Raw genomic sequence first — 16111 nt, 5'->3', positions numbered from 1 at the left:
TCGGCGTCACGCCAGCAGCGGCGCCAATTGGGTTGCGTAGTCCTGTAATACCGGAATCTGGCGGTGCAGTAGCTGATCCTGTTCGGCCCGGCCGGACATCGCCACCGCGGCCACCAAGGTCGCAGTGGTGGACCGGACCGGTACCGCAACACACGCGAAGTCGGGCCGCAGCTCACCGGTCTGGGCCGCGTACCCGCGCTCCCGGACCTCGGTGAGTTGTTCGGCCAGAGCCGATTTCGAGGTGACGGTGCGGTCGGTCAGCGCGGCCGGCGCGGGTCCGAGCAGCGCGTCGGCATCGCGCTTCTCAGCGAGCAACAGCTTGCCGACCGCGCTGGCATGCAGGTTCCGGTTCAGCACCGACTCGTCTGCCGGCGGCGGGTACTCGCCGTCGGCGTCGGCGAGGCGCACCGAGGTGTTGGTGAAGTAGAACAGGTGTACCCCGAAGCGCACCGACAGCCGCAGCTCGCCCAGTGTCTCGCGGGCCTTCGTGCACACGGCAGGGGAGACGGCGGCGTCGATCAGCAGGCCCATCCGCGGGCCCAGTGCGAACCCCGACAGGTCCGGCAGGCGCACGATATAGCCATCGGCGACAAGGAGATTCAGCAGCCGGTAGGTGGTGGCGGACGGCATGGACAGGTGCTCGGCGATGTCCTTGGCGGTGACGCCGGTGCCGGCCAGCGCGACCGCCTCGAGCACCTGCAGCGCGCTCTGCACCGCTTTGGGTTGACGGCCCGACAGCGCGCCGTCGGCGGGGCTCATCGGCGCACCTCCCACGGGTTGTAGTCGGCGAACACGTCGCCGGCGATGGTCTCGTCGAACACCCCGACCCGTTCGGCCAGATCGGGCACCCGACGGCGGCGCACCAGGAATGCCGCCAGACCCGCTGCCAGCAGAACGGAGTAGACCGCGGTGGCGATCCACACCGGCGACGCCACCGTCAGCGCGGCCCAGATGATGATGGCGACCATGGTGGCGGCGGTGGCCAGTCCGACGATCAGCGGGACGGTGGTGAGCTCGCCGATCCGGCGCAGAAATGCCGGAGTGGCAAGGCACACCAGCAGATACGCCACGATGTAGCCGTGCGCCGACACTGCCAGCAGCCCGACGAGGACGTCGCGGCTGGACTCCGCGGCGAACAGGTAGCCGACCGGCACCGCGACGATCACCGGCACCGCGACGCTGAGTGCGACGTGCGGTGTGCGGTACCGCCGGTGGGCATGGCCCATCGTGTCCGGCAGTAGGCCTTCGCGTCCCATCGCGAACAGCGTCCGCGACAACGCGGTGGTGGAACCGATCACGCACGCGATCCAGGACGCGGTGATACCGATCTCCATGGCGACGGACAGCGCTCCGGCCAGGGTGTCGGCCGAGTCCGGCAGAGAGAGCACGATGGGTGTCGACCCGGTCCGGGTCTGGATGGTGCCGGTGGCCTGCAGGACGGCGGCGAAGGTGTACAGCGCACCGAGCGCCAGCGGCGTCCAGCGGATGGCGCGGGTCACGGTGACGAACGGGCGCTGGGCCTCGCGAGCCACGGTACTGGCGCTCTCGAACCCGACGTACGAGGTGATGGCGAGCAGGATGGCGAAGCCCAGGGCTGAATGTGGCGCATCCGCAACCGTTTTCGATGATGCGGCGCTGCCGGTGACGGCTCCGCCGAAGGCGATCATCAGGACTACGCCGGCCACCACGATGGCGAACAATTCGACGGCCAGCGAGATGCGCGCCGACAGTCTGATGCCCTGCACCATGAGGATCAGCGCGGCGCCGCCGACCAGTACGGTCAGGCCGGCGATGACGGGCTTGCCGGCCGGTACCCCCACCCGGCCCAGTAGCACCGCCATGTAACTGGCCGCGCCGAGCGCGCTGGCCATCGCCGCCGCTGCGTAGCCGATGACCAGCGACCAGCCGGCCGCGATGCCGGGCACCGGGCCGAGGCCCTTGACGGTGTAGCTGTACAGCCCGCTGACCGCGACCATCCGGGTGGAGAACTGGGTGATGCAGTAGCCGACCGCGGTCATCATGAGGGCGGTCAGGATGAACACCGCGATCGTGAGGTGCCCGGCCGCCGGTAGGACCAGCGCCGGCAGGGTGACCATCACCGCCGACGGGGCCACCGCCGACACCGACTGCCCGAGAACCTGGGTGAACGTCAGCTGTGCGCGCTGAAGCCCGGCGACCGGCGAGCGGCTCCGGATGGTGCGGGTGGGGCCCATTTGTCGGAAGGTAGCCGATCGCCGCCGACGCCGACAGCGTTGTCGGGTAAACATCCAAAATCTTCAAATGAGAATCCGCGCCGGGTCCGGCCCCGGGGGAGCCCACACGTAGCCCCCAAATCGGCCCGATCTGCGATTACCAACCGGCCCGAATGAGAATGGTGAAGCCATTTCAAATGAGAATCCGAATAGCTGAAATACCCATTCGGAATTAGTGGTGACGCGCACCATAGCGAGGCGTAAACATGATTTCCATGACAGCCACGCTCAGCGCCGATCTGGACCCGCGGACCGCCGATTTCATTTCCCGTCCGCTGCAGATGTACGTCGACGGTCAGTGGGTCGAGTCGGTCTCCGGCCGGCGGTTCGACACCGTGGACCCCGCGACCGAGCAGGTCATCACGACGGTCCCGCACAGCGGCCCCGAGGACGTCGAGCGCGCGGTGCGGGCGGCGCGGCGAGCGTTCGAAGACGGCCCGTGGCCGACGACGACGCCGGCCGAACGGCAGCGGATGATCTGGCGGATCGCCGAGGGCATCACCGCCCGGGCCGACCAGTTCGCGGAGCTGGAGAGCATCGACAACGGCAAGTCCGTCGCCGTCGCCAAAGCCGTCGACGTGACCTGGGCTGCGGAAATCTTCTACTACTACGCGGGCTGGGCCACCAAGATCGAGGGCCGCACCGTCCCGGTGTCGGTCCCGTGGGCTCCGGGCGGCAAGTTCCACGCCTTCACTCTGCGTGAGCCCGTCGGCGTCTGCGCCCAGATCACCCCGTGGAACTTCCCGCTGGTCATGGCCGCGTTCAAAGTCGCACCGGCCCTGGCCTGCGGGAACACCGTCATCCTCAAGCCTGCCGAGCAGACCCCGCTGACCGCGCTGCTGCTCGCGGAGGTGATCGCCGAGGCCGGGGTCCCGGCCGGCGTGTTCAACCTGCTGACCGGCTTCGGTGACGTCGGCGCCGCCCTGTCCGCCCACAACGGCGTCGACAAGGTCGCCTTCACCGGGTCGACCGAGGTCGGCAAGAAGATCGTCAACGCCGCCTCCGGCAACCTCAAGAAGGTCTCGCTGGAACTGGGTGGCAAGAGCCCGCAGGTGGTCTTCGCCGACGCCGATCTCGAGGCCGCGATTCCCGGCGTGGCCGGCGGATTCCTGTTCAACCACGGCCAGACCTGCACCGCGGGCACCCGACTGCTGGTCGAGGACACCATCTTCGACGAGTTCACCCAGGGTGTCGCCGAGCACGCCGCCGGTCTGCGGATCGGGCCCGGCCTGGACCCCGCCAACGACATCGGGCCGCTGGTCTCGAGTGAACAGCTCACCAAGGTCACCGGCTATCTCGACGACGGCATCGCGCAGGGTGCGCGCGCCCTGGCCGGCGGTGGCCGCCATGGTGACACCGGCTTCTACGTGCAGCCCACGCTGCTGGTCGACGTGAACCGCGACTTCAACGTCTATCAGGAAGAGATCTTCGGGCCGGTGGCCGTGGCGGTGCCGTTCAACCGCGACCGCGGGGTGCGGGAGGCGGCCAACGACACGCCCTACGGGCTGGCGGCCAGCGTGTGGACCCGCGACGTGTCGACCGCACACCGGGTGGCCCAGCAGATCAAGGCCGGCACCGTGTGGGTCAACTGCCACAACGCGTTCGATACCGCCCTGCCATTCGGGGGATACAAACAGTCGGGCTGGGGTCGTGAACTCGGCGAGGGCGCCATCGCCGAATACACCCAGACGAAAGCCATCAACATCGCGCTGTGAATTCGCCGGTCAAATGAGAATTCGCCGAACCGGCAATTCTCATTTGAACTCACCGAAGCCTTACCGCACCGCAACCAATTCACATTCAATTCCAGCGAAGGTGCTGTCATGACAACTGACGCAGTTCTCGATGCCGGTCGAAGCACCGGCGCTCAGCCGAACCGATTGACGGGCCGACTCGGCCCGGTGGCGATCGTGTTCATGGTCGTCGCCGCTGCCGCGCCGCTGACCGTCGTCGCCGGCACCTTCCCGATCGGTATCTCCGCAGGCAACGGGGCGGCCTACCCGGCGTCGTACGTGGTGTGCACCGCGGTACTGCTGTTGTTCGCGGTCGGCTTCACCGCCATGGCCCGGCACATCACGGGCGCAGGCGCGTTCTATACCTACATCGCGCACGGCTTCGGCCGGCATGCCGGACTCGGCGCCGCGTTCCTGGCGCTGCTGTCCTACACCGCTGTTCAGGTCGGTGTGTACGGCTACATCGGCGCGTCCATCAACGAGCTCGTCACCGCCCACGGCGGACCGTCGGTGCCCTGGTACCTCTATGCCCTGGTGATGATGGCGGTCACCGGGTTCCTCGGCTACCGGCACATCGAACTGTCGGGCAAGGTGCTGGGCGTCCTGCTGGTGTGCGAGGTCGGCATCGTCCTGGTGATCAACGCCGCCGTCATCGGACATGGCGGCGCCCAAGGACTTTCGGCGGCGGTGCTGCACCCCGACAACTTCTTCTCCGGCGCCCCGGGCATCGCGCTGATCTTCGCGCTGGCCGGCTACATCGGTTTCGAGGCCACCGCCGTGTTCCGCGACGAGGCCCGCGATCCGGTGCGCACCATCCCGCGGGCGACGTATGCCGCACTGCTGCTGATCGGTGGCTTCTACGCGCTGAGCAGTTGGGCGCTGGTCAGCGCCTGGGGTGACGCCGGTGCGGTGGACGAGGCGACGAAGAACCCCGCGACCATGCTCACCGAGACCGCGACCCACTACGTCGGCACGGTGGCCGGTGACCTGGTCCAGATCTTCTTGATCACCAGCCTTTTCGCGGCGCTGCTGTCCTTCCACAACGTGCTGGCCCGCTACATCTTCTCCCTCGGCAACACCCGGGCATTGCCCGAGCGGTGTGGCCGGTCGCACCCGCGCCACGACTCCCCGCACATCGCCTCGTTCGCCCAGACGCTCTCGGCGCTGGTGCTGGTCGCGGCGTCGGTCCTCGCCGGCCTGGAGCCGGTGACGCAGGTGTTCACCTGGTTCGTCGGCGCCGCCTCCGTGGGCATCGTGGTGCTGATGACGCTGACGTCCGCGGCCGTCGTCGTCTTCTTCCGCCGGACCCGCCTCGATACCCGGCCGTGGCACACCGTGATCGCGCCGAGCCTCGGATTCGCCGGTCTGGCAGTGCTGTCGGTGATGACCGCGGTGAACCTGCCGCTGCTGGTCGGCGGCTCCGGGACCATGGCCGCCATTCTCGGCGTCCTGCTGGTCGGCGCCTTCGTCGGCGGCATCGTGGTCGCGGTCATGCGGCCACGTGCTGGAGCTCAACAGAACGAAAACCCTGATATCGCAAAGGAGATCGCACGATGACCGCCACCCTGGACAAGCCTGGCGCCCAGTCCGACACCACTACCCCTGATCACCCGCTCACCCCGCTGAGTGCCGACGAAATCCGCGAGGTACGTCGCATCGTCGGCGCACATGGCCTGCTCGGCGAGAGCGTCCGCTTCGTCTACGCCGCGCTGGAGGAACCCCACAAGGACGTGGTCCTGGCGTTCCGGCCCGGTGATCCGATCGAGCGGCGGGCCCGAATCATGTTGCTGGACCGGGCAATCGGCAAGGGTACCGACGCGATCGTGTCGATCACCGACAACGCGGTGGTCTACGAACACACCGTCGACCCCGTCACCGAAGGGCAGGTGCCGATCCTCGACGAGGAATTCGGCGACATCGAGGCGATGCTGCTGGCCTGCGACGAGTGGGTCGCCGCGATCCGCAAGCGCGACCTGGACCCCGAGAAGGTACGCGCAGTTCCGTTGTCGGCCGGCGCATTCGGCCATGCGGACGAGGTCGGCAAGCGCGTCGTGCGGGTGCTCGGCTTCTACCAGTACGACGACGCCGACCTGCCCTGGGGACATCCCATCGACGGGCTGCTGGCCACCATCGACGTGACGGCCAAGCACGTCTTGTCGGTCAACGATCACGATGACCTGCCGGTGCCGAGCGAGCGCTCCGAGTGGGACGCCGAGCCGCACCTGACGCCCACCCGCACCGATCTCAAGCCCATCGAGATCACCCAGCCCGAAGGTCCCAGCTTCACCGTCGACGGCAACAAGATCACCTGGGCCGACTGGTCTTTCCGGTTCGGCTTCGACATCCGCGAAGGCCTGACCCTGCACCAGCTGTCGATCAAGGACGGCGATAACGAGCGACCCCTGATCTACCGGGCGTCGGTCGCCGAGATGGTGGTGCCGTACGCCCATCCGTCACCGTCCCGCTACTGGATCAACTACTTCGACCAGGGCGAGTACATGTTCGGCCGCTACACCAATTCCCTTGAACTGGGCTGTGATTGCCTCGGCGAGATCAAGTACTTCGACGTCACCATCGCCGACGAGAACTGCGAACCCCGGGTGATCAAGAACGCGATCTGCCTGCACGAGGAGGACTATGGCGTGCTGTGGAAGCACGTCGACATCTTCAACGGCATGGCCGAGGTCCGCCGGCAGCGCCGCCTGGTCATCTCCTTCTTCCTGACCATCGGCAACTACGACTACGGCTTCTTCTGGTACCTGTACCTCGACGGCACCGTGCAGCTGGAGGTCAAGGCGACCGGCGTCGTGTTCGCCTCCGCCTACCGCGCGCCGGACCCGTTCGCCTCGGAACTCGCTCCCGGCCTCGGTGCCCCGTTCCACCAGCACCTGTTCTCGGCGCGCCTGGACATGTCCGTCGACGGGCACGCCAACACCGTCGAGGAGGTCGACGCCGTCGCCGCCCCGATGGGCCCGGAAAACCCGTGGGGCAACGGATTCGTGCAGCAGAAGACGAAGCTGACCCATGAGCTGGAGGCCATGCGCATGGCCGACAACCTCAAGGCGCGGGTCTGGCACATCACCAATCCCAACAAGCAGAACCGGCTGGGGCAGAACGTCGGCTACGCGCTGTATCCCGAGGGACAGCCCACCCTGCTGGCCGACCCGTCGAGCTCGGTCGCCAAGCGCGCGGCATTCACCACCAAGCACCTGTGGGTGACGAAATACGATCCGGCGGAACGGTATCCGGCGGGCCATATCGTCAACCAGCACCCGGGCGGGGACGGGCTGCCGCGGTTCGTCGCGCAGGATCGAAACATCGAGAACGACGACGTCGTGCTGTGGCACACCTTCGGGCTGACGCACTTCCCGCGGCCCGAGGACTGGCCGATGATGCCGGTCGACTACGCGGGGTTCACCCTCAAGCCGGTCAGCTTCTTCGACCGCAACCCGGCGCTGAATGTGCCTGCGGGAAAGAAGAAGTCGCGCTGCTGCAACGGCTGAGCGGACGATAGGCCGCCGGGCCTGGTCACCCCCGAAGACCAGGCCCGGCTTTCCGCTGTCCGGGCGGGCTCAGCGGTTGGACAGCCCGGACAACCGCCACGCCAGCTGATTGCGCACGGCGGGGATCCGGCCGACCAGCCCGATCGCCAGGTTCCGGATGGGGCGGACCGGCGCGGGCAGGGTGGCCAGCCGGGTCAGTCGGTCGGTGAGCGTCACGACTTGCTGGGCCAGCGGGCGCCTGGTCGCGCTGTATTCGTCGAGCACCTCATCGCGTCCCGTCGCCAAAACCGTTGCCAGGGAATCGCTCAACGCGATGGCATCCTGAATGCCCAGATTCATGCCCTGGCCGCCGGCGGGGCTGTGCACGTGCGCGGCGTCCCCGGCGAGCAGCACCCGCCCGGCGCGATAGCTGTCGGCGACCCGGTGGTGGACCCGGAACCGCGATCCCCATTCGACGTCGGTCACCGTCACCCGGCCCGGCCCGAAAGCGCGGGTGTCGAGCAGTTCCTGGACGAAAGCGGCGGACGGCTCTTCGGGCGCCGCGTCGACGGGCGCGACGATCCGGTAGGTGCCGCCGGGCAGGGGAGCGACGACCGTGAGTCCGGTGGCCGCCCAGAAGAGAATCACCTCGTCCGCGGTGACGTCGCCGGTCAGGCGGACGTCGGCCAGGGCGAACGACTGCCCGTACTGCCCGCCGCTGAACCCGATCCCGGCCTGCTCCCGGACGACGCTGTGCATGCCGTCGGCGCCGACCAGATACCGCGCGCGGATCGTCTCGCCGTCATCGAACTGCGCGGTGACACCGTGGGCGTCCTGGGTGAGACCGGTCAGGGTCTTGGGCCGGACGACCTTGCCGCCGAGTTCGGCCAGGCGGTCCAGCAGTACCCGCTCGGTGGTGCACTGCGGCACCATCAGGCTGTAGGGATAGCGCGTCGGCAGCGCGCTGAAGTCGACCGGGATCAGGGTCTTGTGGCCATCGCGGATCGTGAACCGCGGCGCCTGAATGCCCAGCTCAACCAGGCGTTCAGACACTTTCAACTCCTCGAGCACCTCCAGTGTGCGGGCATTGACCACTGCCGCGCGCGAGGTGTTGGCGCCCTCCGCCAGACGGTCGACGACGACGGTGTCGACGTCGCGGGCCTGTAGTGCGGCGGCGAGGGCCAGTCCGGTGGGGCCGGCTCCGACGATCAGCACATCGGTGTCAGTCATCTGCGTCTCCTTCGACGTATGCCAACAGTTGTTGGCATAACCATGGTGGCGCGCCGCGATGCCAAAGTCAACAGTTGTTGGCATACACTTGTTGGCATGCGTAGATCGTCGGAAGAGACCAAGGCGGTGATCCTGGCCGCGGCCCGGGAGCGGTTCGCGACGACCGGCTATCAGGCGGCGACCATCAGGGCCATTGCCGCGGACGCGCACATCGATCCGTCGATGGTGATGCGGTACTTTGGCAACAAGGACCAATTGTTCGCCGCCGCAGCCGAATTCGACCTGCGCTTCCCGGACCTGTCGGACATCCCCAGGGTCGAACTCGGTGCCGCGCTGGTGGCGCATTTCCTGGACCGCTGGACCCAGGACGACGGGCTGATCGTGCTGCTGCGGTCGTCGACCACGAATGCCGAAGCGGCGCAACGAATGCAGGCCATTTTCGCCGAGCAATTGGGGCCCGCGATCGCCCGGCTGAACCCCACCGACCCGGCGCGGTGTGCCGGGTTGATCGCCACGCAGGTGCTCGGCATGGCGATGTGCCGGTTCGTCCTGAAGCTGCCGCCCATCGTCGCGATGAGCGACGGCGACCTCGTCCACTGGCTCGCGCCGACGCTGCAGCGCTACCTCGACGAGGCCTGATCAGCTGTCGGGGACGCCGATCCGCCGGTACCGCTGCAGCCGAACCCCGAGCCGCTGCGCGGCGGGCACGGTGTGCAACGCGTGCAGCTCGGTGGCGATGGCGGAGGACATCCGTTCGGTGAACCCGACCGGGTCGTCAGCGGCGTCGGGATCCTCGGGCACGATCACGTCGACGATCCCGGCCTTCAGCAGATCCAGGGACCGGACACCTTGGGCGGCAGCAAGTTCCGGGGCATGGTCGACGTCGCGGTAGACGATGGCGCTGGCACCTTCCGGCGGCAACGGCGCCAGCCAGCCGTGCTGGGCAGCGAGCACCCGGTCTGCCGGGACCATGGCCAGCGCGGGTCCGCCGCTGCCCTGACCCAGCAGCACCGACACCGTCGGGGTGTCGAGCGTGACGAGTTCGGCGAGGCACAGCGCGATCTCCCCGGCCAGCCCGTCCTCCTCGGCCTGCTGCGACAGCGCGGGCCCGGCGGTGTCGATCACCAGCACCAGCGGCAGCTGCAAGCCGGCGGCGAGCGCCATGCCGCGGCGCGCCTCCCGTAGCGCGCGCGGCCCGACCAGGCCGCCGATCACCCGGCGCTGACCGACCACCACCGCGGGCTGCCCGCCGAAGCGGGCCAGCGCCAGCAGCGTCGTCCCCGATTCGCCGCGCCCGGTCCCGGACAGCAGCACCCGGTCCGTCGCCCCGTGCGCCAGCAGGTAGTCCACGCCCGGCCGGTCCGCGCGCCGCGACGCCTCCACCGAATCCCACGCCGGGTTATCCGTGATTTGTGCACGATTTTCCGCGCCCGCCGCGGATTTTCGTGCACAAATCACTGGCTCGGGCGGGTCGGTGACCACCGTCAGCACGCGATCCACGACGCCGCGCAGCTTGTCCAGCGGCACCACGCTGTCGATCACGCCATGCGCGAACAGGTGCTCGGCGGTCTGCACGCCTTCGGGGAACGGCTCGCCGTACAGGTGCTCGTAGACGCGCGGCCCGAGGAAGCCGATCAGGGCGCCCGGTTCGGCGGCGGTCAGGTGCCCGAGCGACCCCCACGAGGCGAACACCCCGCCGGTCGTCGGGTGCCGGAGATACACCAGGTACGGCAGGTGCGCCTTCTTGTGCAGCTCGACGGCCGCGGCGATCTTCACCATCTGCAGGAATGCGACGGTGCCCTCCTGCATGCGCGTCCCGCCCGACGACGGCGACGCGATCAGCGGCAAGCCGAGCGCGGTCGCGCGCTGCACGGACGCGGTGATCCGCTCGGCCGCGGCCACGCCGATCGAGCCGGCCAGGAAGTCGAATTCGCAGGCCAGCACGGCCACCTGTCGACCGGAGACGGTGCCCTCACCGGTCAGGACGGACTCGTCCAGTCCGGTGCGCAGCGTCGCATCGGCCAGCTCGGCGCGGTACGCGTCGGTGACGGCGACCTCCAGCGGCGGCCCGTCCCAGCTGCGGAACGATCCGTCGTCGAGGATGGCGTCGAAGAACTGCCGTGCTCCCGTCCGGCTCACTCGGTCAGGCTAATGGCCTACCGCCCGGCCCCGGTCCACACTTCGTCGTTTCGGACCCGGCGCCTGACCTCGGCGGCCTGGTCCTTGACCCACACGTCTTCGAACCGCTGCCCTTCGGGTTCGCGGCGGAGGCGATTCAGCAGCCGGCTCAGCCACTTCGGCGGGGTGGCGGGCTCGTACTGCGGCAGTCCGCTGGCCAGCGAGTACAGCGTCTTCAGCACGACGAACACCCCGAACATCCGGGCGGGGGAGTTGCTCACCGCGGCGGCGAAGATGCCGAAGATCAGCGCGAGATGCACCACCCCGACCCGCCCGAAGCTCCGGTTGGCGGTCTGCTCGAGCAGACCGAACGACCAGCGGCGCAGGTACGGCACATCCACGAGGAAATCGACCACGATGATGACGAGCATCTGCACGCAGCCGATGCCCGCGCTGCGCCAGTCCAGACCCACCAGCTCGGCGTTTCCGTTGTGCGTGAGGATCAGCAGGATCACCGCGATGAAGACGCCGTGCGCCGCACAGAAGACCGCGTTGATGAAGAAGAACCCCTTGATGAAGGAACCGGGCTTGCCTTGGGGACCTTTCGACTGCGGCGCTTCGTACCGGAAATGGCCGCGGCGCGGGTTCCACCGCTGCTGCAGGACACCGCGCGCGTAGATGAACAGCAGACCGACGACGGTCTCGAACCAGTAGACGATCAGCGTCGTCGCCGCTGACCAGTCCTGTGAGAACCAGCCCACCGCCGGGATCGCGTTGGCCGCGATCAGCGTCAACGTGTGAGCGATGCGATTCGCCCGGGGCTGGTCGGGCGGGGTAGGCGGCACGGGGCAATCGTTGCACCTGAACACGTGCGTTACTCCGCAACACGGCTCGTGCCTCGCCGCTTGATCGTCGTACCGCCTAGGCTGGCCGAATGATCGGAGTGACCCGGGACGGCAATGTCCTGACCCTGGAAATGCAGCGCCCCGAGCGGCGCAACGCGCTGAACGCCGCACTTGTCGACGGCGTGCGCGAAGAAATCGAGAAGGCCTCGCCGGCCGATACCCGCGCGATCGTGCTCACCGGGCAGGGCACCGTGTTCAGCGCGGGCGCCGACCTGTCCGACGCCGAGGGCGTGGCCAGGGAGCTGCCGGACAAGGCGCTGGCCCTGAACCTGGCCATCGACGCCAGCCCGATCCCGGTCATCGCGGCGCTCAACGGCCCGGCCATCGGCGCCGGCGTCATCCTGGCCATGATCTGCGATCTGCGCGTGGCCGTTCCCGGGACCTACTTCCAATTCCCCATCGCCAAATACGGTCTGGCACTGGACAACTGGAGCATCCGCCGGCTGACGTCGCTGGTCGGACACGGCCGGGCCCGCGCCATGCTGATCGCCGCCGAGCGCCTCGACTTCGACACCGCGGTGCAGACCGGCATGATCAACCGCGTCGGCTCGCTGACTGAGGCGCAGGCCTGGGCTGCCGAGATCGCCGGCCACGCGCCGCTGTCCGTGGCGCACTCCAAGCGTGTGCTCAACGACGACGGTGCCTACGACACCGTTCGCGGCGAGCACACCCGCATGTTCAACAAGGCCTGGGCCAGCCCGGATGTGATCGAGGCCCAGGTGGCCCGGTTCGAGAAGCGGGCGCCGAGGTTCCAGGGCGCCTGATGCTGCGACGGGCACTGCGGCTGATGTGGGGAACGGCGGCGCTGGTAGCCGGTGGCTGGGTGGTGCGGGCGCTCAACGGCGCGCCCGCCGCACTCGGTGCCGGCCCCGTGGATATCAACGCGGTGGCGGCCACCTCGCCCAACTATCACGACGGGGTGTTCGTCAACCTCGAACCGGCGTCGGACACGGAGCTGAGCCGGGAACAGCAGTACGCGCTGGTCCGTGACCTCCTCACGGCCGGTGCGACCCAGAAGCCCCCGGTGCCCATCCCGCTGGTGGTGCCCGACCCCGGGCTTCCCGCCGGGGACCTGGCGGTCACCTGGTTCGGGCACTCGTCGGCGCTGATCGAGATCGACGGCTACCGCGTGCTGGCCGATCCCGTGTGGAGCCGACGGTGCTCGCCGTCGCGGACCGTCGGCCCGCAGCGCCTCCACGAGGTGCCTGCGCCGCTGGAGGCGCTGCCGGCGGTCGACGCGGTGATCATCAGCCACGATCACTACGACCACCTGGACATCGACACCGTCACGCAACTGGCCGGCATGCAGCGGGCCAAGTTCTTCGTGCCGCTGGGCATCGGCGCACACCTGCGCTGGTGGGGCATCCCGGCTGAGCGCATCGTCGAACTGGACTGGAATCAGAGCGCCAAGCTCGGCGAGCTGACGCTGGTGTGCACGCCGGCCCGGCACTTCTCGGGCCGATTCCTGACCCGCAACACCACCCTGTGGGCGTCGTGGGCGTTGATCGGCCCGCAGCACCGGGCGTTCTTCGGCGGCGACACCGGCTACACCAAGAGCTTCGGCGACATCGGCGCCGACTACGGGCCATTCGACCTGACCCTCATGCCCATCGGTGCGTACCACCCGGGCTGGCCGGATATCCACATGAACCCGGAGTTCGCGGTGCGCGCGCATCGCGACGTCACCGACAGCGGCCTGCTGGTGCCGATCCACTGGGCGACGTTCCGGCTGGCCCCGCACCCGTGGTCCGAGCCGGTCGAACGCATGATCGTCGCGGCGCGCGACGAATCGGTCGATGTGGCCGTACCCATGCCGGGGCAACGGTTGGAGCCGGCACGGCTGCCGGGGCTGGATGAGTGGTGGCGGCCGTCTCAATAGCGATTTGTGCACGATTTTCCGCGCCGGTCGCGGATTTTCGTGCACAAATCACGACTTCGTGGGGGAATGAAGCGTGACTGTCGACGATCCGGAACGCAGCGTCACGACGGATCTCACCGGCCTGTCGGACGCTGACGTCGCACAGCGAGTCGCCACCGGCCAGACCAACGACGTCCCGACGCGGGCGGCCCGCAGTGTCTCGGAGATCATCCGCGCCAACGTCTTCACCCGGATCAACGCGATCCTCGGGACGCTGTTCCTGATCGTGCTGGCGACGGGCTCGGTGATCAACGGGCTGTTCGGGCTGCTGATCGTCGCCAACAGCGCCATCGGCATCATCCAGGAGTTGCGGGCCAAACAGACCCTGGACCGGCTGGCCATCGTCGGTCAGGCAAAACCGTTGGTGCGCAGGCAGTCCGGCACGCAGGAACGGCCGGCGGGCGAGGTGGTGCTCGACGACGTCATCGAACTCGGCCCCGGCGATCAGATCGTGGTCGACGGAATCGTGCTGGAAGCCGCCAACCTCGAGGTCGACGAGTCGCTGCTCACCGGTGAGGCCGACGCCATCGACAAGAACCCGGGTGACACAGTCATGTCGGGCAGCTTCGTTGTCGCCGGTAGCGGTTCCTACCGCGCCACCAAAGTCGGTCGTGCGGCTTACGCGGCCCAATTGGCCGACGAGGCAAGCAAATTCACCCTGGTCAAGTCCGAGCTGCGCAGTGGTATCAACACCATCCTGCGGTTCATCACCTACCTGCTGTGGCCCGCCGGGGCGCTGATCATCTACACCCAGCTGTTCACCGTGACCGGCGTCGGCTGGCGGGAGTCGGTGCTGCGGACCGTCGGCGCCCTGGTGCCGATGGTGCCCGAAGGCCTGGTGCTGATGACGTCGCTGGCATTCGCCGTCGGCGTGGTCCGGCTGGGCCGGCGCCAGTGCCTGGTGCAGGAGCTGCCGGCGATCGAGGGCCTGGCCCGTGTCGACGTGGTGTGCGCCGACAAGACCGGGACGCTGACCGAAAACGGTATGCGCGTCAGTGATCTCAGTACGTTCACGACGGACGACGCCGCGTCCGTGCTGGCCCAGATGGCGGCCGACGACGTCCGGCCCAACGCCAGCATGGCCGCGATCGCCGAGGCGTACAAACTGCCGCCGGGCTGGACCCAGACCGCGAACGCGCCGTTCAAATCGGCGACCAAGTGGAGCGGGGTGTCCTACGGCGAGCACGGCAACTGGGTGCTCGGTGCGCCCGACGTCCTGCTTGCTGCCGGTTCACCGGAAGCCGAACAGGCCGAACAGATTGGCGCACAAGGCCTGCGGGTGCTGCTGCTCGGTGCCTCGGACCGCCCCGTCGACGCACCCGATGCACCCGGCGAAGTGACCCCTGTGGCGCTGGTGACCCTGGAGCAGCGCGTCCGCCCCGATGCCGGTGCGACGTTGGAGTACTTTGCGCAGCAACATGTCTCGGTCAAGGTGATCTCCGGCGACAACGCGGTGTCGGTGGGCGCGGTGGCCGGTTCGCTCGGGTTGCACGGTGAGACGCTCGATGCCCGTCACCTCCCGGACGAGCCCGAGCAGCTGGCCGAAACCGTCAGCGAATACACCACTTTCGGTCGCGTCCGGCCGGACCAGAAACGCGCTATGGTGCATGCCCTGCAGTCCCGCGGCCACACCGTCGCGATGACCGGCGACGGCGTCAACGACGTGCTGGCCCTCAAGGACGCCGACATCGGCGTCGCGATGGGGTCGGGCAGCTCGGCGACCCGCGCGGTCGCGCAGATCGTCTTGCTGGACAACAAGTTCGCCACCCTGCCGTATGTGGTGGGGGAGGGCCGCCGGGTGATCGGCAACATCGAGCGGGTCTCGAACCTGTTCCTGACCAAGACGGTCTACTCGGTGCTGCTGGCGGTCCTCGTGGGTCTGGCAGGCCTGTCCGCCAGGTTCTTCGGTACCGAGCCGGTGCTGTATCCGTTCCAGCCCATCCACGTCACCATCGCGGCTTGGTTCACCATCGGCATTCCGGCTTTCGTGCTGTCGCTGGCGCCGAACAATGAACGGGCGCATCACGGTTTCGTGCGCCGGGTGATGACGGCCGCACTGCCGTCGGGCCTGGTGGTCGGTGCCGCGACGTTCGCCTCGTACCTGATGGCCTATCACGGGAAGTACGCAGATGTGGTCGAGCAGAACCAGGCGTCCACCGCCGCGCTGATCACGCTGCTGGTGTCCGCGGTGTGGGTGCTGGCGGTGGTGGCCCGGCCGTATCAGTGGTGGCGCGTGGCGCTGGTCGCCGGGTCGGCGTTGGCGTACGTGGTGATTTTTTCGATTCCCTGGGCGCAGCAACAGTTCATGCTCGATCCGTCGAACCTGGCGCTGACCTCGGCCGCGGTCGGAATAGGCCTGGTGGGCGCGGGCGCGATCGAGGTGCTGTGGTGGCTGCAGGGCCGCTGGCTGGGCGAGCCGCGTCGGTTGTGGCGAACCGAAGAGCAATGAACAATGAGCACGTTCACTGGACAA

The 16111-nt window shown here is 68.3% G+C and carries 12 protein-coding genes; 7 read left to right on the top strand and 5 right to left on the bottom strand.

The window, feature by feature from the left end; translation table 11 throughout:
- Positions 1-6 precede the first annotated feature (6 nt).
- Both A7G45_RS02610 and A7G45_RS02605 read right to left on the bottom strand, forming a co-directional pair.
- Complete coding sequence (locus A7G45_RS02610) at positions 7-759, bottom strand: IclR family transcriptional regulator (protein WP_260933335.1); 753 nt, start codon at positions 757-759, stop codon at positions 7-9.
- Positions 756-2213, bottom strand: a complete 1458-nt coding sequence (locus tag A7G45_RS02605) for an APC family permease (protein ID WP_260933332.1) — start codon at positions 2211-2213, stop codon at positions 756-758. The genes A7G45_RS02610 and A7G45_RS02605 overlap by 4 nt, the downstream gene beginning before the upstream one ends.
- A gap of 254 nt (positions 2214-2467) precedes the next feature.
- Here A7G45_RS02605 and A7G45_RS02600 point away from each other — a divergent pair, with 254 nt between their 5' ends.
- The 3 genes from A7G45_RS02600 to A7G45_RS02590 all read left to right on the top strand — a co-directional run bounded on the left by A7G45_RS02600 (position 2468) and on the right by A7G45_RS02590 (position 7488).
- Positions 2468-3967, top strand: a complete 1500-nt coding sequence (locus A7G45_RS02600; RefSeq protein WP_260933328.1) for an aldehyde dehydrogenase family protein — start codon at positions 2468-2470, stop codon at positions 3965-3967.
- Positions 3968-4075: 108 nt separating this feature from the next.
- Complete coding sequence (locus tag A7G45_RS02595) at positions 4076-5542, top strand: APC family permease (RefSeq protein WP_260933325.1); 1467 nt, start codon at positions 4076-4078, stop codon at positions 5540-5542.
- Positions 5539-7488 carry a primary-amine oxidase gene (locus tag A7G45_RS02590; RefSeq protein ID WP_260933324.1) on the top strand — a complete coding sequence of 650 codons (1950 nt, stop codon included), beginning with the start codon at positions 5539-5541 and terminating at the stop codon, positions 7486-7488. Before A7G45_RS02595 ends, A7G45_RS02590 begins: the two co-directional genes overlap by 4 nt.
- Positions 7489-7557: 69 nt before the next feature.
- Here the strand turns inward: A7G45_RS02590 and A7G45_RS02585 are convergent, their stop codons facing one another.
- Complete coding sequence (locus A7G45_RS02585; protein ID WP_260933321.1) at positions 7558-8697, bottom strand: FAD-dependent monooxygenase; 1140 nt, start codon at positions 8695-8697, stop codon at positions 7558-7560.
- Between the two features lie 96 nt (positions 8698-8793).
- Between A7G45_RS02585 and A7G45_RS02580 the strand changes: the two genes are divergently transcribed.
- Positions 8794-9336, top strand: coding sequence for a TetR/AcrR family transcriptional regulator (locus A7G45_RS02580; RefSeq protein WP_260933319.1), 543 nt, complete (start codon positions 8794-8796; stop codon positions 9334-9336).
- On the opposite strand, the gene A7G45_RS02575 is transcribed toward A7G45_RS02580, so the two are convergent.
- Positions 9337-10836 (bottom strand): carboxyl transferase domain-containing protein, encoded by a 1500-nt coding sequence (locus tag A7G45_RS02575; RefSeq protein WP_260933315.1) that lies wholly within the window; start codon positions 10834-10836, stop codon positions 9337-9339.
- A gap of 17 nt (positions 10837-10853) precedes the next feature.
- Positions 10854-11660, bottom strand: coding sequence for a DUF6498-containing protein (locus tag A7G45_RS02570; RefSeq protein ID WP_260933312.1), 807 nt, complete (start codon positions 11658-11660; stop codon positions 10854-10856).
- A gap of 89 nt (positions 11661-11749) precedes the next feature.
- On the opposite strand from A7G45_RS02570, the gene A7G45_RS02565 reads away from it, so the two are divergent.
- The 3 genes from A7G45_RS02565 (at position 11750) to A7G45_RS02555 (ending at position 16087) form a co-directional block, all read left to right on the top strand.
- On the top strand, positions 11750-12484 hold the full coding sequence (locus tag A7G45_RS02565; protein WP_260933309.1) for an enoyl-CoA hydratase: 735 nt from the start codon (positions 11750-11752) through the stop codon (positions 12482-12484).
- The gene (locus A7G45_RS02560; protein ID WP_260933307.1) at positions 12484-13599 is read left to right on the top strand and encodes an MBL fold metallo-hydrolase; all 1116 of its coding nucleotides are present in this window, start codon (positions 12484-12486) and stop codon (positions 13597-13599) included. Before A7G45_RS02565 ends, A7G45_RS02560 begins: the two co-directional genes overlap by 1 nt.
- Positions 13600-13672: 73 nt before the next feature.
- Positions 13673-16087, top strand: a complete 2415-nt coding sequence (locus A7G45_RS02555) for an HAD-IC family P-type ATPase (RefSeq protein WP_260933306.1) — start codon at positions 13673-13675, stop codon at positions 16085-16087.
- Positions 16088-16111: the final 24 nt, after the last annotated feature.

It is taken from the genome of Mycolicibacterium llatzerense (assembly GCF_025331195.1).
Classification (GTDB): Bacteria; Actinomycetota; Actinomycetes; order Mycobacteriales; family Mycobacteriaceae; genus Mycobacterium; species Mycobacterium llatzerense.
The sequence above is the reverse complement of the archived record's forward strand: the minus strand, read 5'-3'. Positions and strand labels throughout refer to the sequence as shown.

Coding starts and splice junctions, on each gene's coding strand:
- A7G45_RS02565 (WP_260933309.1), top strand. CDS start 11,750: ATGATCGGAGTGACCCGGGACGGCAATGTCCTGACCCTGGAAATGCAG.
- A7G45_RS02600 (WP_260933328.1), top strand. CDS start 2,468: ATGACAGCCACGCTCAGCGCCGATCTGGACCCGCGGACCGCCGATTTC.
- A7G45_RS02605 (WP_260933332.1), bottom strand. CDS start 2,213: ATGGGCCCCACCCGCACCATCCGGAGCCGCTCGCCGGTCGCCGGGCTT.
- A7G45_RS02610 (WP_260933335.1), bottom strand. CDS start 759: ATGAGCCCCGCCGACGGCGCGCTGTCGGGCCGTCAACCCAAAGCGGTG.
- A7G45_RS02560 (WP_260933307.1), top strand. CDS start 12,484: ATGCTGCGACGGGCACTGCGGCTGATGTGGGGAACGGCGGCGCTGGTA.
- A7G45_RS02595 (WP_260933325.1), top strand. CDS start 4,076: ATGACAACTGACGCAGTTCTCGATGCCGGTCGAAGCACCGGCGCTCAG.
- A7G45_RS02580 (WP_260933319.1), top strand. CDS start 8,794: ATGCGTAGATCGTCGGAAGAGACCAAGGCGGTGATCCTGGCCGCGGCC.
- A7G45_RS02585 (WP_260933321.1), bottom strand. CDS start 8,697: ATGACTGACACCGATGTGCTGATCGTCGGAGCCGGCCCCACCGGACTG.
- A7G45_RS02590 (WP_260933324.1), top strand. CDS start 5,539: ATGACCGCCACCCTGGACAAGCCTGGCGCCCAGTCCGACACCACTACC.